The sequence below is a fragment of the Streptomyces sp. MS06 genome (assembly GCF_047200655.1).
Taxonomy (GTDB): domain Bacteria; phylum Actinomycetota; class Actinomycetes; order Streptomycetales; family Streptomycetaceae; genus Streptomyces.
The window spans coordinates 1-21,531 of sequence record NZ_JBJZOJ010000010.1; the positions used below are offsets into that span (position 1 = coordinate 1).

At 74.6% G+C, this 21,531-nt stretch carries 20 protein-coding genes and 1 pseudogene; 8 read left to right on the forward strand and 13 right to left on the reverse strand.

The genetic code is table 11. The features are described 5' to 3' along the window. Positions 1 to 52 precede the first annotated feature (52 nt). Together ACL02U_RS06955 and ACL02U_RS06960 are read right to left on the reverse strand one after the other, a co-directional pair. A complete protein-coding gene (locus tag ACL02U_RS06955) occupies positions 53 to 856 on the reverse strand; it encodes a VOC family protein (RefSeq protein WP_412789885.1) in 804 nt (267 codons plus the stop codon). 277 nt (positions 857 to 1,133) lie between these two features. Then, complete coding sequence (locus ACL02U_RS06960) at positions 1,134 to 1,928, reverse strand: RNA polymerase sigma factor SigF (protein WP_412789770.1); 795 nt, start codon at positions 1,926 to 1,928, stop codon at positions 1,134 to 1,136. A 468-nt stretch (positions 1,929 to 2,396) separates the two neighbouring features. Between ACL02U_RS06960 and ACL02U_RS06965 the strand changes: the two genes are divergently transcribed. Beyond that, positions 2,397 to 2,918, forward strand: a complete 522-nt coding sequence (locus tag ACL02U_RS06965; protein WP_412789771.1) for a hypothetical protein — start codon at positions 2,397 to 2,399, stop codon at positions 2,916 to 2,918. 12 nt (positions 2,919 to 2,930) lie between these two features. Here ACL02U_RS06965 and hemC read toward each other — a convergent pair whose 3' ends face one another. Further along, positions 2,931 to 3,866, reverse strand: a complete 936-nt coding sequence (gene hemC, locus ACL02U_RS06970; protein ID WP_412789772.1) for a hydroxymethylbilane synthase — start codon at positions 3,864 to 3,866, stop codon at positions 2,931 to 2,933. Positions 3,867 to 4,099: 233 nt separating this feature from the next. Beyond that, positions 4,100 to 5,056 carry an ATP-dependent DNA ligase gene (locus ACL02U_RS06975; protein ID WP_412789886.1) on the reverse strand — a complete coding sequence of 319 codons (957 nt, stop codon included), beginning with the start codon at positions 5,054 to 5,056 and terminating at the stop codon, positions 4,100 to 4,102. Between the two features lie 306 nt (positions 5,057 to 5,362). Between ACL02U_RS06975 and ACL02U_RS06980 the strand changes: the two genes are divergently transcribed. The 3 genes from ACL02U_RS06980 to ACL02U_RS06990 all read left to right on the forward strand — a co-directional run bounded on the left by ACL02U_RS06980 (position 5,363) and on the right by ACL02U_RS06990 (position 7,424). Further along, positions 5,363 to 5,743, forward strand: coding sequence for a hypothetical protein (locus ACL02U_RS06980; protein ID WP_412789773.1), 381 nt, complete (start codon positions 5,363 to 5,365; stop codon positions 5,741 to 5,743). Continuing rightward, positions 5,740 to 6,207, forward strand: coding sequence for a peroxiredoxin (locus ACL02U_RS06985; RefSeq protein ID WP_412789774.1), 468 nt, complete (start codon positions 5,740 to 5,742; stop codon positions 6,205 to 6,207). Before ACL02U_RS06980 ends, ACL02U_RS06985 begins: the two co-directional genes overlap by 4 nt. A gap of 242 nt (positions 6,208 to 6,449) precedes the next feature. Next, a complete protein-coding gene (locus ACL02U_RS06990) occupies positions 6,450 to 7,424 on the forward strand; it encodes a TauD/TfdA dioxygenase family protein (protein WP_412789775.1) in 975 nt (324 codons plus the stop codon). Between the two features lie 70 nt (positions 7,425 to 7,494). Here the strand turns inward: ACL02U_RS06990 and ACL02U_RS06995 are convergent, their stop codons facing one another. After that, a complete protein-coding gene (locus ACL02U_RS06995; RefSeq protein WP_412789776.1) occupies positions 7,495 to 8,433 on the reverse strand; it encodes a TauD/TfdA dioxygenase family protein in 939 nt (312 codons plus the stop codon). A 756-nt stretch (positions 8,434 to 9,189) separates the two neighbouring features. Beyond that, positions 9,190 to 9,810 carry an L-threonylcarbamoyladenylate synthase gene (locus ACL02U_RS07000; RefSeq protein WP_412789777.1) on the reverse strand — a complete coding sequence of 207 codons (621 nt, stop codon included), beginning with the start codon at positions 9,808 to 9,810 and terminating at the stop codon, positions 9,190 to 9,192. A 237-nt stretch (positions 9,811 to 10,047) separates the two neighbouring features. Here ACL02U_RS07000 and ACL02U_RS07005 point away from each other — a divergent pair, with 237 nt between their 5' ends. Beyond that, positions 10,048 to 11,547, forward strand: a complete 1,500-nt coding sequence (locus tag ACL02U_RS07005) for a helix-turn-helix domain-containing protein (RefSeq protein ID WP_412789778.1) — start codon at positions 10,048 to 10,050, stop codon at positions 11,545 to 11,547. A 126-nt stretch (positions 11,548 to 11,673) separates the two neighbouring features. Here the strand turns inward: ACL02U_RS07005 and ACL02U_RS07010 are convergent, their stop codons facing one another. From ACL02U_RS07010 to ACL02U_RS07035, 6 genes are read right to left on the reverse strand one after another with little or no spacing between them, the layout of a single operon-like run. Then, positions 11,674 to 12,900: a cytochrome P450 family protein gene (locus tag ACL02U_RS07010; RefSeq protein WP_412789779.1), complete on the reverse strand. Its 1,227-nt coding sequence runs from the start codon at positions 12,898 to 12,900 to the stop codon at positions 11,674 to 11,676. Further along, entirely contained in the window at positions 12,897 to 14,135 is a 1,239-nt protein-coding gene (locus ACL02U_RS07015; protein WP_412789780.1) for a cytochrome P450, read from the reverse strand. The genes ACL02U_RS07010 and ACL02U_RS07015 overlap by 4 nt, the downstream gene beginning before the upstream one ends. Further along, entirely contained in the window at positions 14,132 to 14,749 is a 618-nt protein-coding gene (locus ACL02U_RS07020; protein WP_412789781.1) for a GTP-binding protein, read from the reverse strand. Before ACL02U_RS07020 ends, ACL02U_RS07015 begins: the two co-directional genes overlap by 4 nt. Continuing rightward, positions 14,724 to 15,083 carry a DUF742 domain-containing protein gene (locus ACL02U_RS07025; protein ID WP_412789782.1) on the reverse strand — a complete coding sequence of 120 codons (360 nt, stop codon included), beginning with the start codon at positions 15,081 to 15,083 and terminating at the stop codon, positions 14,724 to 14,726. The genes ACL02U_RS07020 and ACL02U_RS07025 overlap by 26 nt, the downstream gene beginning before the upstream one ends. Further along, a complete protein-coding gene (locus ACL02U_RS07030) occupies positions 15,080 to 15,499 on the reverse strand; it encodes a roadblock/LC7 domain-containing protein (protein ID WP_412789783.1) in 420 nt (139 codons plus the stop codon). The genes ACL02U_RS07025 and ACL02U_RS07030 overlap by 4 nt, the downstream gene beginning before the upstream one ends. Continuing rightward, the gene (locus ACL02U_RS07035; protein WP_412789784.1) at positions 15,496 to 16,905 is read right to left on the reverse strand and encodes an ATP-binding protein; all 1,410 of its coding nucleotides are present in this window, start codon (positions 16,903 to 16,905) and stop codon (positions 15,496 to 15,498) included. The genes ACL02U_RS07030 and ACL02U_RS07035 overlap by 4 nt, the downstream gene beginning before the upstream one ends. Before the next feature lie 440 nt (positions 16,906 to 17,345). On the opposite strand from ACL02U_RS07035, the pseudogene ACL02U_RS07040 reads away from it, so the two are divergent. Further along, positions 17,346 to 17,552 (forward strand): annotated as a pseudogene (locus ACL02U_RS07040) (GNAT family N-acetyltransferase); the annotation flags it as partial. 4 nt (positions 17,553 to 17,556) lie between these two features. On the opposite strand, the gene ACL02U_RS07045 reads toward ACL02U_RS07040, so the two are convergent. Further along, a complete protein-coding gene (locus tag ACL02U_RS07045; protein ID WP_412789785.1) occupies positions 17,557 to 18,117 on the reverse strand; it encodes a hemerythrin domain-containing protein in 561 nt (186 codons plus the stop codon). A gap of 364 nt (positions 18,118 to 18,481) precedes the next feature. Here ACL02U_RS07045 and ACL02U_RS07050 point away from each other — a divergent pair, with 364 nt between their 5' ends. Beyond that, entirely contained in the window at positions 18,482 to 19,807 is a 1,326-nt protein-coding gene (locus ACL02U_RS07050; protein ID WP_412789786.1) for a lipase family protein, read from the forward strand. 155 nt (positions 19,808 to 19,962) lie between these two features. Then, the gene (locus ACL02U_RS07055) at positions 19,963 to 21,441 is read left to right on the forward strand and encodes an MFS transporter (RefSeq protein ID WP_412789787.1); all 1,479 of its coding nucleotides are present in this window, start codon (positions 19,963 to 19,965) and stop codon (positions 21,439 to 21,441) included. Positions 21,442 to 21,531: the final 90 nt, after the last annotated feature.

Genomic DNA, 21,531 nt, shown 5'->3' on the forward strand with positions numbered 1-21,531 from the left:
TCCCGGTGTTCCCCGGCACCCGCCGTGACCTTGCCGGCGGGCGGCTGCGGAATCAGCGCGGCGGCCGCGAGGTGACCGTGAACTGGGCGCCGTCGGCGTCCCGCAGCACCGCCTCGCCGGCGGTCTTGCCGAGGACGCTGCCGCCGTGCCGCTCCGCGGCCCGGGCACAGGCCGCGACGTCCTGGACGGTGAAGTGCACCTGCCAGTGCGGGCGGATCGTGGGATCGGGGGCGGACTCCAGTGCGCCCGACTCGATCCTCGCCACGACGTCGCCGCCGCTGCGCAGCACGACCTCGTCGCCCTCGTAGTGCACCTCGCAGCAGCCCGGGGTATCCGTGGCCCAGTCGAGGATCTCCCCGTAGAAGATGGCGGCGTCGAAGGCGTCCCGGGTGTGCAGCCGGATGAAGGCGGGAGAGGCGCGTCTCCAGCTCTCCCAGTCGCCGACCAGCTCACCCTCCCAGACACCGAAGGTCGCCCCGTCGCGGTCGGCCAGCAGCGCCGCTCTTCCGGGCGGCAGCGAGATCGGGCCCACCGCCGAGGTGCCACCCCGTTCCCGGGCCCGCGCCGCCGCCACGTCGGCGCTGCGCACCGCGAAGTACGGCGTCCAGGCCACCGCCATCTGCCACATCGCGGCGACCGCGGCGACCCCGGCGACCGGCACGTCGTCCACCAGGGCGATCCGGAAGTGGTCGCCGAGCCTGGCCTTGCGCCACCGCCAGCCGAGGACGGCTCCGTAGAAGTCTTGGGTGGCCGCGAGGTCGCGGCTGGTGAGGCTCACCCAGCAGGGCGCGCCGAAGACGTTGTGGGTGGAGAGGGTTCCCGGCGCGGGAGGAGAGTGCGTCGTGTCGTGGTTCATGGCGCTCATGTCCTGGTCTCGTCGGCCGGTTGCCTACCGGTCCCCACCAGTGTCCGACCGGAACCGGCGGGTCCGCCTGTCGAGGACCCCCACCGGCGTGTGGCGGGAGGGGCGACGGGCCCGGAGGCGCGGCACGGGTACCGCGTGATCCGGGCTGCGAAACGGGTCGGTTTCCGGCAGCGGACCGCCCGGCGGGAGGAGGCCCCCGACCTGCGTGCGGTCCGCCCCGCCGCCGGGCTCCCCCGGGCGGAGCCGCGCGGCGGCCGGGCGGGCCCGCTCAGTCGGCGTCCGCAAGGATCTCCGCGCGCAGGTGGGCGAAGCAGCTGTTCAGCAGCCGGGAGACGTGCATCTGCGAGATGCCCAGCCGCCGGGCGATGGAGCTCTGCGTCATGCCCTGGAAGAAGCGCAGGTAGAGAATGGTGCGCTCGCGTTCCGGGAGGGCCTCGATGCAGGGGCGGACGGCGATCCGGTCGACGACCGCCTCGAAGCCCGGGTCCGGCCCGCCCAGTCCGTCGGCGAGCGCGTAGCCGTCCGTGCCGGGCAGCTCCGCGTCCAGGGACAGCGCGGTGAAGCACTGCAGTGCCTCCATCCCGGTCCGCACCTCGTCCTCGCTCAGCCCGGCGCGGTCGGCGATCTCGGCCACGGTCGGCTGCCGGCCCTGAGTGGTCTGGGAGAGCTCCCGCGCGGTGCGGCGGACCCGGTTGCGCAGTTCCTGCACCCGGCGCGGCACGTGCAGGGTCCACATGTGGTCGCGGAAGTGGCGCTTGACCTCGCCGGTGATGGTGGGTACCGCGTACGCCTCGAAGGCGCGGCCGCGGTCGGGATCGTAGTGGTCGACGGCCTTGACCAGGCCGAGCGCGGCCACCTGGTACAGATCCTCCAGGTTCTCGCCGCGCCCCCGGAAACGGACGGCGATCCGCTCGGCCATCGGCAGCCACAGCCGCACCAGCTCGTCGCGGAGCGCACGCCGCTGCGGCCCCTCCGGCAGTCGCGTCAGGCGGGCGAAGACGTCGTCGGTGTCGGGTGCGTCGTGGTGCGGGTGGCGGGTCGTCCTGGTGGCGGCGGTACGCATGGGGCGCGCCTCCTCAGCACTGCTGCTGGGCGGACACCGCGGGGTCGCGAACGGCATGCACGGGAACGTGGCCGACGCACACCGAGGTCCCACGGACGTGCCTGCGGTCCGAAGCACGTACAAGCGGATTCCCGGGTTCCGGTCTGCTGAAACCGGCTCGCGTACCGGGTGACGCTCTGCTTGCGCGGCGGTGCGCTGGGTGCGGTGCGGGAGGGTCGGCGAGCCGACACCGCGGTGCTGTCCCGCCGTTCGCCCCGTCGCCCGCGCGCGCCCGGCGGTCACGCCCCGGACGTGATGTGCGGCACCCCCGGTTCCGGCGGTCGCGGCCTGCCGGGCCCGATTCCCGCTGCGCAGGGCTTGATCGGCGATCAAGGGGGGCGAAGTGCCTGCACACGGGGCGTTCCGTGCATTTGACAGTGCACTGAGCGCCTGGATAGGAAGCAGGACCGAGAGGTCGAGAGGTGGACTGTGGACGAGCCGAACGTGGTCGGTGACTGGCAGGAGTACGACGAACATGCCGGTCTGCGCGTCCGCGTCCACGGGCTGCTCCGGGCGGAGCCGCCCCGCGGACGGGACGACGCCGCCGAGGGACTGGCGTACTTCGCGCTGCGGGTCACCGTCGAGAACCGGGGCGCGCGGCGCCTCTGCGTCCACCTGGAGGACGGCCAGATCGACGTACGGGTCGGGCCGGACGGGGAGAGCGCCTTCATCGACTGGCGCAGCTCCCGGTTCGTCGAGGGCTTCGACGTCTATCCGCTACGCAGGGCGACGGCCGTGCTCTACGCGGCCGGGCCCGAGGCCGCGCTCGGCCAGGTGGACGTACAGGTGCAGGTGCGGGTCGACGAGGACTGGGCCGACCGCCGGCTGTGGACCGGCTGCCTCGGCCTCCCCGAGGAGCCGTCCGGGGCGCAGCCCGGTCCCGTCCGCGAATGCCTGGCCCGCCAGGTGAGCGCCTTCCTCCAGGGCCGGCCCGAGGAAGGCACCGCCTGAGCCGGGGCCGGATCAGTGCGGGATGCCGTCGATGATCTCCCGGGCGCCCTGCCGCAGCAGTGCCACCGCGACCGAGGTGCCCAGCGTGGCGGGGTCCAGCCGCCCGGCCCACTCATGGGCGTTCAGGCGGGTCTTGCCGTCCGCGGTGAACACGCACCCCCGCAGCGACAGCTCTCCGCTGCGGTCGGCGTGCGCGTAGCCGGCGATCGGGCTGTTGCAGTGTCCCTGGAGCACGTGCAGGAACATCCGCTCCGCGGTGGCCTCGCGGAAGGTGCCCGGGTCGCCCAGCGGGCTGACCGCGTCGATGAGGGCGGTGTCGTTCTCGCGGCACTGGAGTGCGAGGATGCCAGCGCCGATCGGCGGCATCATCGTCTCGGGTGACAGCACCTCGCTGATCACGTCCCGGCGCCCGATCCGCTCCAGACCGGACACCGCCAGCAGCAGCGCGTCGGCCTCGCCGGCGGCCAGCTTCTCCAGCCGCCGGTTGGCGTTGCCGCGGAACGGAACGCACCGCAGGCGGGGGTGGGTGGAGGCCAGTTGCGCCACCCGGCGCACCGAGGAGGTGCCGACCCGGGTGCCGGCGGGCAACTCGTCCAGGGTGAGTCCGCCCGGGTGCACCAGTGCGTCGCGGATGTCGTCGCGTGCGAGGAACGCGGCGAAGACGGTGCCGGCCGGCAGCGGCCGGTCCGCGGGGACGTCCTTGACGCAGTGCACCGCCAGGTCGGCCTCCCCGGTCAGCAGGGCCGCGTCGACCTCCTTGGTGAAGGCGCCCTTGCCCTCCACCAGCGACAGGTCGCCCAGCCACTTGTCGCCGGTGGTCCGCACCGGCACCACCTCGGTGCGCACACCGGGGTGCACGGCGGCCAACTGGTTGCGCACACGCTCCACTTGGGCCAGCGCCATCGGCGAGTCACGGGAGACGATACGGATCAACTCGGGCACGGGCATGCGGAACACCCTAGCCCTTCGAAGCCTCCCGGACGGCCCGATTGGCCCGGACGGCCCGGGTTCGGTGCCGGAGTGCCGAGGCCCCGCCGACCCGGAGCGCCGCGGACCCGCCGACCCGGAGCGCCGCGGACCCGCCGACCCGGAGCGCCGAGGCCCTGCCGACCCGGGAACGCGTGCGGCCGGGACGGGGTGGTGGCGGTGCGTCCCGGCCGTACGCCTGCCGACGGGGCGCGTCAGCCGTGGTGGTCCGGCAGGTCGGCGGCGGACTCCTCGGGCGTCAGGTCCGGTCGCAGCCGCAGCCACGACGGCTGCCGCAGCAGGCCGGCCCGGGTACGGGTGCTGTACCGCACCTCGCCGACCAGCCGGGGCAGCACCCAGTGCGCGCCGGGGGCCCGCGGCGGCGGATCGAACGGGCACGCGGCGCTCTCCAAACCGTCCAGCAGCACGCCCAACCGCGCCCGCTCCGCCTCGCTCCAGCCGGTGCCGACACTGCCCACGTAGCGCAGGCCGGCACCGGCCCGCTGACCCATCAGGACGGAACCGGGCAGCCCCGTCAGCCGGCCCCGGCCGGGCAGCCAGCCACCGACGATCACGTCCGCACCCTGCAGATGGCGGATCTTGATCCACGAGCGTGAGCGCACCCCCGGTTCGTACCGCGAGTCCAGCCGCTTGCACACCAGGCCCTCCAGGCCGTGCTCCCGGGTGGCGCGCAGCGCCTCGGCGCCGTGGCCGACGAGCGCGGCGGGTGTCGACCAGAACGGCCCGTCCAGCCCCAGTTCGAGCAGGCGCGCGCGCCGCTCTGCGTAGGGGACGGCGAGCAGCGGTCGTCCGCCGAGGTGCATCACGTCGAACAGCACCAGGTGGACCGGCGTCGCGGCGGCCCGGCCCGCGGCCCGGCGCGGCGCATGCGCCAGCCCCATCCGGGACTGCAGCAGCTGGAAGTCGGCGCGGCCCTGCGGGTCGAGCGCCAGCACCTCCCCGTCCAGCACCGCGGGAACGGGGCCGAGCGCACCGCCGAGCGGCAGCAGTTCCGGGTAGGCGCCGGTGATGGCGTCCCCGGAGCGGGCCCGGAGCACCAGTCCGCCGTCCCCTTCGAGGTAGGCCACCACCCGCTGGCCGTCCTGCTTGGTCTCGTAGGCCCACCGGTCGTCCTGCTCGGCGGACGGAAGGGCACCCGGGGTCGCGAGCATGGGCGGGATCAGCGGCAGGGTCACACCGAAGCTCTCGCCGCAACACCCGCCCCGCGACGCGCACCGCCGGCCGGATTCCCCTGAACGGGCCCACCGGCCGGGCGAGGGCCGGGCCGTCGAGGCCGCACGTCGGCCGCGTTCCGCGGCCGGGGCCGACCGCCTCCGACCGGGAATCGCGCACCTGTTCGACCGGTTTCGTGGCGGCCGTGCGGTTCCCGCAGGGCGGAGAGGGGGTCGGGCATACGGGCCCCACCCGCGGCTACTGTGCAGTAATATCGCGATCTGGTCGTCGTCGGAGGAGGATCCGTGCCCCGGTCCGAACGTTCACCCCTGCTGCTCGCCGGTCTGCTGGCGGGTGCGGGCATCGCCCACTTCGCCGTCCCCCGCCCGTTCGACGGGATCGTGCCCCGGGCTCTGCCGGGCGCGCCCCGCACCTGGACCTACGTGAGCGGCGCCGCGGAACTCGCGCTGGCGGCGGGCGTGGCCCTGCCGCGCACCCGGCGGACCGCCGCCCGGGCCGCGGCCGCGTTCTTCGTCGGCGTCTTCCCCGCCAACGTGAAGATGGCCGCGGACTGGCGGGACCGCCCCGCGCCGCTTCGGGCCGCCGCCGCCGGGCGGCTCCCGCTGCAGGTGCCGCTGGTGCTGTGGGCCCGCAGCGTCGCCCGCACCGCAGAGGGACGTTCGTGAGCACCCCGCCGAGGACCGGTGACCGGGTCGACGACTTCGAGCTTCCGGACGAGAGCGGAGCACCGCGCAGACTGTCGGCGCTCCTCGCCGACGGGCCGGTCGTACTCTTCTTCTACCCCGCCGCCCTCACGCCCGGCTGCACCGCGGAGGCCTGCCACTTCCGCGACCTGGCCGCCGAGTTCGCCTCCGTCGGCGCCCGCGCGGTCGGCATCAGCGGCGATCCCGTGGAACGCCAGCAGGAGTTCGCCGGACGCCACGGGCTCGGCATGACGCTCCTCTCGGACGCGGACGGCACCGTGCGGGACCGGTTCGGCGTGCGGCGCGGCTTCACTCTCGCGCCCACCAAGCGGGTCACCTTCGTCCTCGCCCAGGACGGCACCGTCCTGGAGGTCGTCCGCAGCGAGCTGCGGATGAACACGCACGCCGACCGGGCCCTGGCGGCGCTGCGCGCCCATCGGGGCTGAGCGCACCTTGCGCGCCCGCCGGGGCTGAGCACGCTGCCGGGCCCCGGCGCGCACCGACACCCGTGTCCCGCACGCGGGCACCGGAGCCTGGACATCCACCGGGCCGAAAGGCCGCCAAAGCCGCGGCAGTCGCGGAGGCCGCCGATGCCGTGCGGCGCGAAACGCGCTGTCGCCCGATCCCGCAGCGGGTGGCACGCTCGGAGCCGGAACGGGACGGATGTCGCCGATCAGCGGAGCGGGCAATGACCACGCAGGACGACATGACGGACGGGACGACCGGGGCCCCGGGGATGGCGGTGCGCCCGATGGCCGGGCACATCGGGGCCGAGATCAGCGGTGTCGACCTGGCCGCGGAACTGCAGGAGGCGGAGGTGGCGGCGATCCGTGCCGCGGTACTCCGCTGGAAGGTGGTGTTCTTCCGGGGCCAGTGCCTCGACCACGCCGGGCAGGTGGCCTTCGCACAGCGCTTCGGAACGGTCGTCGTGCCGCCGGGACGCGGCAGCGCCTCCCCGCCGCACGTCCCGGAGGTGGAGACGACCGCGGACCGGCTGGAGCTGGGCGGCCGGTTCGGAATGGAGCACGACGAATGGCTGCGTCGCCGCCGGCACACCCTGCTGCGCGGCTGGCACTGCGACCACGGCGCCCGCGTCGACCCGCCCGCCGCGACGATCCTGCGCGCGGAGTCCGTCCCGGCCTACGGCGGCGACACCACCTGGTCCAGCCTGACCGCCGCCTACGCCGGTCTCTCCGCGCCGGTCCGGGAGTTCGTGTCCGGGCTGCGCGCCGAGCACCGGCTCGGCGTCGGCTACCAGCCGCGCCCGGGAGACGACGCCTACCTGCGCCGGCTGCTGGAGCGTCAGGTCGCCACCGTGCATCCGCTGGTGCGCGTCCACCCGGAGACGGGGGAGCGGGTCCTCTTCGTCAACGGCTACTACGTCGAGCAGATCGAGGGACTCTCCCGCCCCGAGAGCCGGGCCGTACTGGACATGCTCCTCGAACAGGCCGTCCGTCCCGAGTACACCGTCCGCTTCCGCTGGGAGCCCGGCAGCGTCGCCTTCTGGGACAACCGCGCCACCATCCACCTCGCCCCCGGCGACCACGCCCACCTCGACACACCCCGTGTCATGCACCGGGTCATGCTCGCCGGGGACGTCCCGGTGGGCGTGGACGGTCGGCCGTCCCGGGCCCTCGCCGGCAGCGAGCCCGGAATCTGGTGAGCGGCCTGCCCGCCGCGCGGACCGGACGGCCGGGCAGGCGGGGTCCCCGGCCGTCCGGTCCGCACGCGACTCAGAACGGGCGGTCGCCCGCGACGGCGACCCGTTCGGCCACCCGGCGGTGCGGTGCGTAGTCGTTGACCGCGTAGTGCTGGACCGCGCGGTTGTCCCAGAACGCGATGTCCCCGGGCTGCCAGTGGAAGCGCACCTGGTACTCCGGCACGTGCGCCTGCTGGAACAGGTACCGCAGCAGCGTGTCGCTCTCCTGACGCGCCATCCCGGTGATCCGGGTGGTGAACGAGGTGTTGACGAACAGCAGCCGCCTGCCGGTGTCCGGGTGCGTGCGTACCACCGGATGCTCCACGGGCGGGAAGAGGTCCTGCAGCGGGGCCAGCCGCTCGGGCGGGTAGAAGCGGGCGAAGCCGGGGATGAAGTCGTGCACGGCGGTGGCCCCGTCGATCCGGTCCTTCACCGACTGCGGGAGGTTGTCGTACGCGGCGGCCATGTCCGCCCACATGGTGTCCCCGCCGATCGGCGGCACCTGGCGCAGCTGCAGTACGGCACCCAGGGCGGGTCGTTCACGGAAGGTCACGTCGGCGTGCCAGACGTTCTCGAAGCTCGGTGCGGCGTCGCCGCCCTTGTCGAAGCGGACCACGTCGTCGCCGGCTCCGCGCTCCAGCAGCGGGTTGGTCTCCAGCTCGCCCCACTGACGGGCGAAGGCGCACTGCTGCGCGGAGGTCAGGTGCTGGGCGCGGAAGAAGAGCACCTTCCACTCCAGCAGCGCCCGGTCCACCTCCTCGCGCAGTGCGGGGGCCAGCGGCCGCGACAGGTCGAGGCCGCGCACCTCGGCGCCGATCGTGCGCCCCAGCGGGACCAGTTCGAAGCGCTCGTAGGGGCGTTCCTGCCATCCCTCGGGCAACCTGCGCAGGACGCGGGCGCCTTCGTACATCCCGCCCTCCGGTATCCGCGCCTCGCGCAGCTCGGCGGACGGTTCGGTGTCCGTGACACTCATGGGGGTCGTCTCCCTCGTACGTCGTGATCGGCGGCCGACTCGGCCGCCGGCGTGTGGTGAGGTGCCCGCGCGTATCGGGCGGGTGGGTGTCGGCCTGCCCCCGGAGCCGTGGGTGCCGCCCCGCCCGGAGCCACCGGCCGGGCGGTGCCGATGCCGCGGTCCGGACGTCGGCATGCCGCGCCGGGCAGCCACCGGCGCGGCGACCACGGGACCAGCCGAGGTACCTCCCGGCCGCCCGCCCACGGTGGTGGCGGCCGCGGACGCCGTCGCCGGACGGCCGCCGGACGAGGCCGGTCGGCCGCAGGGGCAGTACCCGCCCGAAGCCCCGCCGGGTGGCGGGCCGTCAGGGGGCGGGCGGGGGATCACCGGGCGGACCGGTCAACGGCGGGTTGATCCGCCGGGACGCGGGCGCCGATCGGCCGTGGAGGACGGGAGTCGGCCCGTCCGCATCGCGGAACGCGGGGCACGGGGGGTGGGGCCGGCTGCGGCTAGAGGCCGGAGCGCTCACACCCGGTTCGGTCGGGGACGCGCAGCGCGCCGCCCGTCTCGCACTCGTGCTCCGTCATGCGGCCCATTGTGGAATCCACCGCCGGACGTGTCAACGCAGCCCCGAGCGCAGCCGCCGGACGAGCCGCGGTGGGGCGGCCGGTTCCGCCCGCGGAGGCCCCGGGCAGGCGGGCGACGGCGACCGGGCGTCGCAACCCGTCCAGGCCGCCCGGCCCCGCCCGCGGAGCACGCGGACGCCCGGCGCGGCTCTCACTCGAACCGTGCCGTGTCCCCGGCGCCGCGGCGCACGATCTCCGCACTGCCGCCCGAGAAGTCGACGACCGTCGTCGGCTCGGTGCCGCAGTCCCCGGAGTCGACTACCGCGTCCAGCACGTGGTCGAGCCGGTCCTTGATCTCCCAGCCCTGGGTCATCGGCTCCTCCTCACCGGGCAGCAGCAGCGTGCTCGACAGCAGCGGCTCGCCCAACTCCTCGATCAGGGCACGGGTCACCACATGGTCGGGGATGCGCACGCCGACCGTCTTCTTCTTCGGGTGCTGGAGCATCCGCGGGACCTCCTTGGTCGCCGGCAGGATGAACGTGTAACTCCCGGGCGTGGCCGCCTTGATCGCGCGGAACACGTCGTTGTCCATCCGGGCGAACCGGCCGAGCTGCGCGAAGTCCTCGCACACCAGGGTGAAGTGGTGCCGGTCGTCCAGCCGGCGGATGGTGCGGATCCGCTCCACTCCGTCGCGGCTGCCGAGCCCGCACCCCAGGGCGTAGCAGGAGTCCGTCGGATAGGCGACGAGCGCGCCTTCGCGGATGCTCCGGGCGACCTGGGAGATGGTGCGCGGCTGAGGGTTGTCGGGGTGCACGTCGTAGTACTTCGCCATTCGACGAGCTTATGCCGCAGGGACGTGGTCGGCCGCGCGGCGCGGGCGCGTGGCCGCCGCGAGGAGCGCCGCGGCCCCCGCCCAAGCCGTCCACGACGCCGGGCCCGCCGAGGCCGGCCGGTGCGCGGTTGTGGCGGACACCGCACCCCGCCGACCTGCGCCGCAAGCCGCTCGGGGACGTGCGGTAACGTCCGCCGGACAGCCGACGGACACGCGAACGACGAGGAGCAGGCCGACATGGCGGGCCCAGCGGACGGACCACACCCCGGCGAACCGGAATGGGCCCGCGAACTGCTCGGCCTTCTCCGGCCGGCCGGACGCGACCTCGGACGGGCCGTCGCCTGGCTGGCCGCGTCGGTCGACGCCGAGGTGTCCCTGCGGGACGACGGCGGTCTCGTACTCGCCGGGGATCCGACCCCCTTGGAGGACGCCCTCGTCGCCGACCTCGTCTCGGGCCGGGTCGCCTCCGCAGCCTGGCACGACGGCGAACGTCACGCACGTCTGGTCCGGATCGAACTGCCCTGCTCGGCCGGGGTGCTCGCGGTGACGCGCACGGCGCCCTTCGACCGGCGCGCCTCCGAAATCGTCGGGCACACCGCAACGGTGCTCGAACTGCTCCTGGCGGCACGCGAGTCGACCGCCACGGGGATCCGGCTGCGCCGGGCCGCCGCCGATCTGCGGCTGGCAGTCCTGCAACTGCTGATGGTGGAGGACACCGTCGCCGCCCGCCGGGTCGCCGCGGGGCTGTGGCCCGGGCTGCTCGACACCGACTCCGCCCGCGTGTACGTCGTCGAGTCGCCCCCCGAGGACCGCGACCGGGCCGCCGAGGAGTGCCGGGAAGCGCTGCGCGAGCAGGCCCTCGTCGTACGCTGCCCCGCCATCGACGCGCACGTCATCGTGGTCGCCCCGGCCGCGGACACCGGCAGCGCGCTGCGCGACCTGGTGGGCCGCCGTCCGGGCGCCTACCTCGGCGGCAGCACCCGGCAGGGCCTCGCGCGCACCGCCACCGCCTACGGGCAGGCGGCGAGCGCCCTCGCGGTCGCCCGCTTCCGCCCCGACCGGACGGCGGTGTACGCCGAACGGACCCGCCCCGAAAGGTTGATGGACCCGGCGGCGCTCGCCGCATGGGCGACCCGGCTGCTCGGCCCGCTGGACGTGCTCCCGCACCACACGGCCGCCGAACTGCTCGCCACGACCCGGCTGGGCCTGGAGTTCACCGCCGTCAACGCGGCCAAGGTGCTCGGAGTGAGCCGCAACACCGTGCGCGCCCGCATGGCCCGGACGGAGTCCCTGCTGCACGCGGACTTCACGGACCTCGGCTGCCGGGCCATGGTGCACCTGGCCCTGAACACCCAGGTCGCACTGCGAGCCGGTGCGAAGACCACCGCCGCGGCCGGGTCCCGCCCCGGCGACCTCCTCGCCGGCTCGGCCCTGCGCACCTGGGCCGACGACCTGCTGCGGCGCCTGGACGCCGATGCCCGCGACCTGCGCCGCACCCTGCGCGTCTGGATCGGCGCGGGCGGCAACGCCGAGCGGGCCGCACACCTGCTCGGTGTGCACGCCCAGACGGTCCGCGAGCACGTCCGCGCCGCCGAACCCCTCCTGGAGCGGCAGCTCCTGAGCGGCGGCCGCGATCTGTACGAGGTGGTGCTGGCCCACCTCGCGGGCGGACTGCTCGAGCTGCCGGCCGTCGGCGCGGAGGAAGAGGACGTTCCGGACCGCCTTGTGCACGGGTGAGCCGCGCAGCCGACCGGGTGGGCACCGCCGCGGTTCACAACCGGCCCACCGAGCCCGTACGTTCACGGGGTGGCCGCGGGCGCCACGACCGGTGCGGGGGACCGGTCGTGGCCCCGCGGTCACCGCTCAGCCCCGCAGCAGGACCGGGATCTCCTGCCAGCCGAACGCGATGAACGACGGCACCTGGCGGAGTTCCTCCTCGGTCGGACGCATGTCCGGGAACCGCTCGAAGAGTGCCGGCAGCGCGGTCAGCGCCTCCATCCGGGCCAGCGGCGCCCCGATGCACCGGTGCACGCCGATGCCGAACGCCAGATGGTCGTCGGCCCCGCGCGCCGCGTCGAACACGTCCGCGTCCGGACCGTAGTGCTCCGGGTCCAGTCCCGCCGCCGCGTACGTCGTGATGATCGCGTCCCCGGCGGGGACCGTCACCCCGCCGACGGTCAGGTCCTCGACGGCGAACCGCAGCGGCAGCGAGGCGATCGAGGGGTGCACCCGCAGGGTCTCGTCGACGACCGCGTCCCAGCCGGTCGTCCCCGCCCGCACGTCCGCGAGCTGCTCGGGCCGGCGCAGCAGGGCCACGACCGCGTTGCCGATCAGGTTGACGGTCGTCTCGAAGCCGGCACCGATGACCAGCAGCAGCGTGTACAGCAGCTCCTCGTCACTGAGCCGGTCGCCGTCCTCGTCGCGCACCCGGATCAGCTCGGTCGTCATGTCGTCGCCGGGGTGCTCGCGCTTGTGCGCGATCAGTCCGCCCAGCACGCTGCCGATCTGCTGCTGCACGAACGCGGCGTGCTCGGGGGTCGGGTCGGAGGTGTCCATGATGGCGGCGATCAGCCGGGCGGTGTCCTGGCGCATCTCCTCGGGCACGCCGAACAGTTCGCAGATGATCCGCATCGGCAGCTCGTGGGCGAACGCCGCCTTGAGATCGACCGGCCGCCCGTCGGCGCCGGCCGTCTCGACGGCGTCGAGCAGCTCGGCCGTGATCGCCTCCACCCGCTTGCGCAGCGCCTCCGTACGGCGGTGGGTGAAGCTCGGCGCGACCAGCTTGCGCAGGCGTGCGTGGTCGGTGCCGTAGGTGGAGAGCATGTTGACCACACCGACCCAGCCGAGGATCCACCCCCAGGACGGGTGGTTGCCGACCTCCGGCCACAGCCGCCAGTGCCGGCGCGGGTCCTTGCTCACCCGCGGATCGAGGATCAGCTCCTTGAGCGTGTCGTAGCGGGTGGGCGCCCAGGCGGGGATGCCACCGGGCAACTCGACGGGGACGAGCGCGCCCAGCGTGCGCAGGCGGGCGGTCTCGGCGGGGATGTCGGCGCCGAACGGATCGATGGCGATACGGTCGGTGACGGTCACGACGGATCTCCTGACGGGTCGAGGGTGCGGGGGCTGAACCGGACGGGCAGCGCGGTCAGGGAGCGGTGGAAGGGGCCCGGCCGCCAGGACAGGCGTTCACGGGGCAGCACGGGCTGCAGGTCGGGCAGCCACTGGGTGAGCCGCTCGACGGCCTCCGTGGCGATGAGCAGCGTGTGCTGCTTCACGGGACAGGTGTGCGGGCCGGCGCCCCAGGACAGGTGCCAGGCGTCGGCGGGGTGACGGGCGCCGCCGTGGTCCCGCTCGGCGGCGCGGGTCAGCGCGCCGAAGGACACCACCACCGGGACGGCGTCCCGCAGCCACACGCCGTGGAAGGCGACGGGCCGGCGGGCGTAGTAGACGCCGTAGTTCGTCAGCGGCGTCTCGTGGTGCAGCACCTCCACCACCGCGTCCAGCACGGGCCGGGCACCGCTGGTGAGAGTGGAGTAGTAGGCGGGGTTGCCGAGGATACGGGAGAGGGCGTTCGACACAAGGTTGGTGGTGGGCTCGTACCCGGCGCCCAGGGTGAGGAAGACCTGCCAGGTGACCTCGTCGGCGGTCAGCCCGGCCGGATGGTCCAGCAGCCAGCTCGGCAGGTCGTCGCCGCGCTGCTCGGTCTTGGCCGCGACCAGCTCCAGCACGTACTGTCCGTACTCCGCCTCGCCCTGTGCGGCCTGGGCACCGCCCTCCATCATCTTGCCCAGGCCCGCGTTGAGGCGGTCGCCGTAGCTGTCCGGCAGCCCGAACAGGTTGTTGAACACCAGCGCCATCAGCGGGCGGGCGAACTCGCCCACCAGGTCTGCCTGGCCGGCCGGGCCGATCCGCCCCGCCAGCCGCCGCACCGCGCGGTGCACCCGCGCCCGCAGGTCGTGCGGTTCGACGCGGTCGAACACGTCGATCAGCGCGGTCCGGTAGCGCAGGTGGTCGGTTCCGTCGGCGAACAGCGCGTTGGGCCGCCACCGCATCATGCCGAGCACGGGGGAGTCGTCGGCGACGGTCGCCTCCCACGGCCGCGGGTCGTGGGAGAAGGTGGCGTCGTCGCGCAGCACCTCCAGCGCTGCCTGCCGGTCGGTGACCAGGTAGGCGGGAACTCCGGGCGCCAACTCGGCCCAGCCGACGGCGCCCTGGGCGCGCAGCGCGTCGTAGTAGCTGTCCGGGTCGCGGGCGAAGCCTTCCTCCCACAGGCGCACCGGCGCGGAACGGGAGAAGGCCTCCTGGGCAGGGGGGTATGTGGTCACCGGGGCTCCGTGGACGGACGGTCGGTCTGGTGGGCGATCAGGTGGTCGACCAGGGCGAGCAGCGCGTCGAGGGAGGAGTTCGCCTCGCGGGCGTCGCAGGTCACCATCGGGGTGCCGGCCTCCAGGTCGAGGGCGGCCCGCAACTGGTCCTCGGTGTGGTGGCGGGGTGCGTCCGGGAAGGCGTTGAAGGCCACCGCGTACGGCAGGCCGCTCTCCTCCACCAGCCCGAGCACGTCGAACGAGGCGTCGACCCGGCGGCTGTCGACCAGGACGAGCGCCCCGAGCGCGCCGTAGGCGATGTCGTCCCACAGGGACCGGAACCGCTCCTGGCCGGGCGTGCCGAACAGGTACAGCACGACCCCGCCGGGCAGGCTGATCCGCCCGAAGTCGATCGCCACCGTGGTCGTGGTCTTCTCCCGCACCCCGTCGAGGTCGTCCACCTGCGCGGACGCCTCGGTGAGGTGCTCCTCGGTGTGCAGCGGCCGGATCTCGGACACCGAGTCGATCAGAGTCGTCTTGCCCACTCCGAACGGACCGGTGACCAGGATCTTCACCAGGTCGCGTGCGGTGTCGGGCAGATGTATGTCGCTAGTGCTTGAGGGCGCGGAGGCCATCGGCCACTCTCTTCAGCAGGTCGGGGTCGAACCGGTCGGCGGGCGGGATCGGCGCGCGCGCCGCCACCAGGTCCTGGTCGATGAGGTCGGCGGCCAGCACCCGCACCGCGGAGACCGGCAGCCGCAGCAGCGCGGCACTCTCCACCAGCGTGAGCGCGCCCTCGCCCAGCACCTCCAGCAGGGCTTGCTGGGCGGCGGACAGCACCGCGGGCGCCGGCTGCCCGGCGGCGGCCAGCACCGAAAGACGCTCCAGCCGCGGTCGGCTGGGCCGGGCCACACCACCGGTCGCCAGATAGGCGGGAACCAGCGGACGGCCGCCGGGGCGGCCGGTCATACCGGCGCGCCGTCGGCTCCCCGCGGCGCAGCCACCATCGTCTTCTCGGCGAGCCGCGCCACCTGCGAGTGCACCCGGTGCGCCAGCAGGTCCAGACGCACTTCCGGGTCGCCGTACGCGGCCACACAGGTCCCGTGCTCGGTGGGCACGATCAGCACGTACCCGAGGTCCGACTCGATCACGACCTGCCGGACCTCGGCCCGGTCGGCGTCGGCGAAGGCGGCCGCCGCCGTGCGGCACGCCCCCTGCACGGTGCTGGTGATCGCGGCGACCCGCTCCGCCGACGGCTGCGACAGCGCGTCGGTGTACCCGGTGACGAGGCCGTCCCGGGTCAGCAGCACGGCGGCGACCACGTGGGGCACCTCCAGGATCGGCTCCAGCACCCACGCGGTGTCGCCCGTCTCGCGGCTGGTCATCGAGCCGTTCCCCCTTCGTGGCCGCTGCCATCGGTGTCGTGAGTCGTTGCGGTGTGCGCCGTGCGCCCGGTGTCGTCGGAGTCCGCGCGAGCCGCCGCGGTACCGGTCTGCAGTGCGCCGAGCGCGGCTGCGGCGTCCTCCGGGCGGCGCGGTGGGACCGGCCTTGCCGCGGGCGCCTCATCGGTGGTGGACCGCACCCGGCGGCGGCGCTGCGGCAGGCCTCCGGAGTCGCGGGTGCCGTGGTGGCCGGACCCGGAAGCCTGCTCGCCGCCCGGTTCGGCCCCGTAGCCGTGAGCCGGGTCGGGCGGCGCAGCCGGGACCTCCGGTGCCGTCTCCCGTGTGGAGCGGGCCGCGCTCGCGGCGGGGGGACGCTCGGCCGGGTCGATGGTGCTGAGCAGGTGTTCGGCCACCAGGAGCACCGCGCGGACGCCCCCGTACGGAGAGGGCGAGGCGACGTCCACGTCCAGGTCGAACTGGCGGGTCAGCCGCCCGATCGCGGCCAGCCCCATGCGGGGCGGGTCACCGAGGTCGGTCAGCAGGATGGGGTCCCGGCCGGCCACCAGCCGCTGCGCGCGGTCCCGTTCGTCCCGCGTCATGCCCACGCCCGCGTCGTCGACGGTCACGCACACGCCGTGGTGGACGTGTTCCAGGCTGACCACGACGTCGGTGTCGGGGGCGGAGTGCCGCAGCGCGTTGTCCAGGAGTTCGGCGGTGATGACGGCGACCGGCTCGACCGCGTGCGAGACCAGGGCGGTACCGGGCCTCAGGTGGTTGTGGACGGCCACCCGGTGGTAGCCCGCGAGCCGGGCCTGCCCGCCGGTGACCGCGTCCACCAGGTGGGACTCCTCGCGGGCGAGCCCGACCCAGGCGCCGCACACCACCGCGGCCACCTGGGCACGCCGCAGCGACTGCTCGTTCTCGTGGTCCAGTTGGAACAGCGTCTGCGCCAACTCGGGGTCGTCGTATCGTTGTTGCAGGCCCCGCAAGGCGTCCTGGAGCCGGTAGAGGGCAGCCTGGATCTCCCGGGTGGCACCGCGCATCCCGGCCTGGGCCGCGGCGTCGAGGCGCACGTGCTGTGCGGCCAACTCGGTGCGCAGCGCCTGCAGGGCGTTCTCCAGGGCGCCGCCGAGCGGCGCCTGCGCGGTCTCGGGATACAGCGGGCCCGGCACCGTCACGTGCGGGTGGGCGGCGTTCCGGGCGGCGGCGGGCAGCCGTCGGGCTGCCAGGTGCTCGACCTCGGCGGTGTACGCGCGGAGCACGTCGTCCAGTCGGGCGTGCGAGGTCACGGTCTCCGCGCGCTGCCGGGCCAGTTGGCGCCTGGAGTGCAGCAGCCCCCCGCCGAGGGCGAGCGCGGACAGCGTGCCGGCGGCGAGCGCGCCGGCCACCAGGTCCGGTAGTTCGATCATGAAAGGGTTCCAGGGGGAGGCGGGCAGGGGAGAGTTGGGACACGCTCGTGCGAGCTGCCCGGAGCACAGTACACACCGTCATCGACTGATCCCGCACGGTCGGGCGAGACTTCCCTCCGAAACCTTTCGCCCTCTGCTCGCTTCTGCGCCAACTGTCGGAAATGCCATGTACTCGGCGCCGGTTGACGCGACGGCGTTTCCCGGCTTGCACGGTGGTCGGCCGTGGGGCAGGATCACCGCACCGCCGCCGGTCACGTCCGCGCGGAGCAGCGGCAGCGGGCGAGCCCTGCCGCACGACTCTGCCGTGCTGCACCCGTGCGCGCCGGAAGGTGTGGCCGTCGGGCGGACCGCGGCCGCAGAAGTCCTCGACCCGCGGGTGCGCACCCGCGGTGCACGCCGAGACTCCGGGTGGTTCGCAGGCGAGTCGCCGCCGGCCGAGCGGGCACGGCAGGCGGCTGATGCACACCTTCCTCACCGCGCTGCACGGCCGGGGTGTCCCGGCCGTGCATCTCGGCATGGTCACGGCCAACACCGCGGCGCGCGCGTGCTACGACCGGCTCGGCTTCCACCGGACCCCGGACCCCGGACCGCTGACCTACCTCGGCCGCAGTACTGCGCTGGACGCGGCGGTCCGCGCTCGCCCCTGAACGGTCATTCCCCTTCGCCGCCGACCAGCGCCTCGCGCATCCGGTCGACCATCCCGGCGCCCGGGGCGAGCAGCCGGCCGGCCGAAGCCGCGTCCGGGGCGTCGGGGTGTGGACGGATGGGTGCGGTCTCCCTCGCGCGGCGCACCCTCCCGCCCAGCCGGTTCAGGCTGTCCTCGTCGCAGGAGGCGCGGAGTGCGGGGAAGAGGTCCGCCTCCTCGTCCTCCATGTGCGAGCGCACCTCGATCACCAGCATGCCCAGCAGCCGGTCGAAATCCGCGTCGTCGGCGTCGCGGAACTCCAGGTCCTTCATGATCTCCTCGGCTCTGGAGTGGTCGTCGATCTCCTTGTCGGCGCGGGCCTCACCGTGCGCCAGGTGCCTGCGCACGGCCGGATAGAGGTAGGCCTCCTCGGCCACCGCGTGCCGCACCAGCTCCGTGATGGCCCGGTCCGCGAACAGCTTGCGCCGCCTGTCCCCGGACGGCAGCACCTCGACCCGGCCGAAGAGCTCCTCCACCGTCCGGTGGTCCGTCACCAACTCGTCGATGACGTTGCTGCCGTGGTCCATGTCCCTCACCTCCGGGCGCGGCGCGGGGCGGTTCCCCCGGGGAAGGGGTCCCGCCTCCCGGGTGCCCGGGGTCCGGTGGGCCTAACGCGCCGCCGGGGGGCCGGGCGGGGTCGCGGAGCGGGTCCGAGGCGGATGGGTGCGTCGTCGGTTCCCCTGGACGCCGCGTCATATTACTGAACCGTAACCACCCGGGTGCTACCGCGGGTAACTTCCAAAGGTCTACGGTCCCGGCAACTGATTGAGCAGCGGACGAGCGCCTGCCGGCGGGACGACCCGGCCGGCCCCGAGCCGCCGCACCTCGCTGCCCGGACGACCGCGGCGTCCGGACGGCGAGACCCCGCCGGCCTTTCCCAGGAGGTCCCCCATGCCCGCACCCAGACGACTGGCGGCCGCGGCCGCCATGGCCGCAACCTGCCTCGGTGCCCAGGCGCTGTCGGCCGCGCCCGCCACGGCGGCCGACCAGGTCGTGTCCCGCGGCGTCACCATCCCCGCGTTCTACACCCCGCCCACCGCGCTTCCCGCAGCCGACGGCGCGCTGATCCGCACCGAACCCCTGCCGCTGGGCCTCACCCTGCCCGGCGTCGGCGGGCCGTTCCCAGGCCGCGCGACGCGCCTGATGTACAGGTCCACGGACTCCAACGGCGGGCCCGTCGCGGTCACCGGCGCCTACATCGAACCGACGGCCGCCTGGAAGGGCGGCGGCGCACGCCCCCTGGTGGCGGTGGCCCCGGGCACCATGGGCCAGGGCGACCAGTGCGCGGCCTCCATGGGGCTGGAGCACCCGCTGCTGCTCAACGGCCGCACGGTCTCCGTCGGCTACGAGGACCTGTCGGTCTACCGCCTGCTGGCCTCCGGCGTCGCCGTCGTCGTCACCGACTACGTCGGACTCGGAGCCACCGACCGGCTCCACACCTACGTCAACCGCGTCGACGCGGGCCACGCCGTGCTGGACGCGGTCCGGGCCGCCCGCGCGCTCGACGGGACCTCGCTGACCGCCGCCTCCCGCATCGGCCTGTTCGGCTACAGCGAGGGCGGCGGAGCAACCGCCGCCGCGGCCGAACTCCAGCCCGACTACGCCCCCGACGTCTCCCTCGCCGGTACCTACGCCGGCGCGCCCCCCGCCGACCTGACCCAGGTCACCGAAGCCATCGACGGCAGCGAACTGGCCGGCGCGCTGGGCTGGTCGCTCAACGGCTTCCTCCAGTCCGAGCCGTCCCTCCGCCCGATCGCGGACGCCCATCTCAACGCCGCGGGCCACGCCGCGCTGAAGGACCTGGCCACCATGTGCACCGGCGACGCCCTCCTCGCCTTCGGATACACCCGCAGCACCCGGTGGACCACGGACGGCGAGTCGCTCGGCGACATCATCGCCGGCACCCCCGAGCTGAAGGCCTTCCTGGACCGCCAGCGGATCGGCAACCGGAAACCGGCGGGACCCGTGCGCGTCGCCACCGGAGTCAGCGACAACCTGGTTCCGCACGGTCAGGCCCGCCGCCTCGCCGTCGACTGGTGCCGCAAGGGCGCCGACGTCACCTACAAGCCCGTCCTGCTGCCCGACGTCGGAAGCGCCCTGCTCAACCACGCCGGCCCGCTCCTCGCCGACCAGGGGGACGCCGTCGCCTGGCTGACCGACCGGCTGTCCGGCAGGCCGGCGGCCTCCAACTGCTGGAGCATGCCCCTCCAGCCCTGACCGGCGGTCCGCACGAGGTCCGCCGTCCGTGGGAAACGGACCCCGGTGCGGTTTGACCCGCCGCCCGCGGGTGACGCAGGGGAAGGGTGCGGAACCTGCCCGCGGCTCGCCGCGGGCACGCTCCGCGACTGCTGCTGCGGCGGAGAGGAGCGCTCGTGGAGTCCGATGCGGCGGAGCTCTCCGGGCGGAACCGGTGGCGAGCACTGTGGGTCACCCTGGTCACCGGCTTCATGAGCCTGCTCGACGTCACGATCGTGGCCGTGGCCCTGCCCTCGCTCCAACACGACCTGCACGCCTCCGCCTCCTCCGTGCAGTGGGTGGTCTCCGGCTACGCGCTGGCGTTCGCCCTCGTACTGGTGCCGGCCGGCCGCCTCGGCGACGCGGTCGGCCGGCGCCGCATCTTCCTGTCGGCCCTCGCCGGGTTCGTGCTGTGCAGCGCCGCGGCGGGCGCCGCGCCCACCGTCACCCTGCTCGTCGTCGCCCGCCTGGCGCAGGGCGTCGCGTCCGGCTTTCTGGCCCCGCAGAACTCCGCACTGATCCAGCAGATGTTCCGCGGGGCCGAACGCGGCCGGGCGTTCGGGCTGTTCGGCGCCACGGTGGGGGTGTCCAGCGCGGTGGGACCCGTCACCGGCGGCCTGATCCTCACCCTGGCGCAAGGTGCGGGCGGCTGGCGGTGGATCTTCTACGTGAACGTCCCCATCGGCGCCGTCGCACTGCTGCTCGGCATGCGCTACCTGCCGCGGGTGGCTCCCGGACGCGGCCAGCGGTTCGACCCGCCGGGGCTCGCCCTGCTCGGCACGGGCGTCCTGTGCCTCATGCTGCCGCTGGTGTTCGCCGAGTCCGGCGGGCCGAGCCGGCTGTGGTGGCTGTTCCCCGCCGGAGCGGTCCTGCTGACCGGGTTCGTCCGCTGGGAGCGGCGCCTGGCGGCGCGCGGCGGCCAGCCGCTGCTGGACCCCCGGCTGGCCACCGCGACCCGCGGCTATCTGCCCGGTGCCGTGCTCGCCACCCTGTACTTCGTGGGGTTCAGCGGGGTGTGGCTGGTCTTTGCCCTGTTCTTCCAGAACGGCCTCGGCTACTCGCCCCTGCGTTCCGGTCTGGAGGTGACCCCGTTCGCGATCGGTTCGGCGGCCGCCGCCGTGGTGGCCGGCCGCTTCGTCGAGCGGCTGGGACGGCTGCTGACGGTGTGCGGGCTCGCGGCCGCGATGGCCGGGCTGGGCGCGACCGCCCTCGTGCTGGCCCTGGTGCCCGCCGGAGCGCTGGCCTGGTCGGCGGCGGTGGCGCTGTTCGTCGCCGGCCTGGGCAGCGGATGTGTGATCTCCCCGAACGTCACGATGACGCTCCGGGAGGTCCCGGTGCGGATGGCGGGAGCCGCGGGCGGGGCACTGCAGACCGGGCAGCGGCTGGGCAGCGCGATGGGTACCGCGCTGCTGCCGGGCCTCTTCTACCTGGTACTGGGCGCGACCGGGAACGACCACCGGGCGGCGGCTTCGTTCGCGGTCGCCGCCGGACTCACCGCCATGCTGGCGTCGTTCGCGGTGGCCGCGGCGGACTGGCGCCGTGACCGGCGGGAGCGGCGGGCGCGGGACGGTCCGCCGGAGCGGGCGCACGGCCACCCCCGCGTCCGGCGGCGGTGAACGCCGGGCGGCGGTGGGCCCGCTGCCGCCCTCCGCCGCCCCTCGTCCACGGCCCCGAAGCCGGCGTCAGCCCGCGCCGCCCGTACCGCC

What these genes read in the sequence shown, in the direction of transcription:
- ACL02U_RS07050 (WP_412789786.1), top strand. Translation starts at nt 18,482, where the DNA reads ATGCCCGCACCCAGACGACTGGCGGCCGCGGCCGCCATGGCCGCAACC.
- hemC (WP_412789772.1), bottom strand. Translation starts at nt 3,866, where the DNA reads ATGCCCGTGCCCGAGTTGATCCGTATCGTCTCCCGTGACTCGCCGATG.
- ACL02U_RS06995 (WP_412789776.1), bottom strand. Translation starts at nt 8,433, where the DNA reads ATGAGTGTCACGGACACCGAACCGTCCGCCGAGCTGCGCGAGGCGCGG.
- ACL02U_RS06960 (WP_412789770.1), bottom strand. Translation starts at nt 1,928, where the DNA reads ATGCGTACCGCCGCCACCAGGACGACCCGCCACCCGCACCACGACGCA.
- ACL02U_RS07020 (WP_412789781.1), bottom strand. Translation starts at nt 14,749, where the DNA reads ATGGCCTCCGCGCCCTCAAGCACTAGCGACATACATCTGCCCGACACC.
- ACL02U_RS06955 (WP_412789885.1), bottom strand. Translation starts at nt 856, where the DNA reads ATGAACCACGACACGACGCACTCTCCTCCCGCGCCGGGAACCCTCTCC.
- ACL02U_RS07035 (WP_412789784.1), bottom strand. Translation starts at nt 16,905, where the DNA reads ATGATCGAACTACCGGACCTGGTGGCCGGCGCGCTCGCCGCCGGCACG.
- ACL02U_RS07005 (WP_412789778.1), top strand. Translation starts at nt 10,048, where the DNA reads ATGGCGGGCCCAGCGGACGGACCACACCCCGGCGAACCGGAATGGGCC.
- ACL02U_RS07030 (WP_412789783.1), bottom strand. Translation starts at nt 15,499, where the DNA reads ATGACCAGCCGCGAGACGGGCGACACCGCGTGGGTGCTGGAGCCGATC.
- ACL02U_RS07045 (WP_412789785.1), bottom strand. Translation starts at nt 18,117, where the DNA reads ATGGACCACGGCAGCAACGTCATCGACGAGTTGGTGACGGACCACCGG.
- ACL02U_RS07000 (WP_412789777.1), bottom strand. Translation starts at nt 9,810, where the DNA reads ATGGCGAAGTACTACGACGTGCACCCCGACAACCCTCAGCCGCGCACC.
- ACL02U_RS06990 (WP_412789775.1), top strand. Translation starts at nt 6,450, where the DNA reads ATGACCACGCAGGACGACATGACGGACGGGACGACCGGGGCCCCGGGG.
- ACL02U_RS07025 (WP_412789782.1), bottom strand. Translation starts at nt 15,083, where the DNA reads ATGACCGGCCGCCCCGGCGGCCGTCCGCTGGTTCCCGCCTATCTGGCG.
- ACL02U_RS06975 (WP_412789886.1), bottom strand. Translation starts at nt 5,056, where the DNA reads ATGCTCGCGACCCCGGGTGCCCTTCCGTCCGCCGAGCAGGACGACCGG.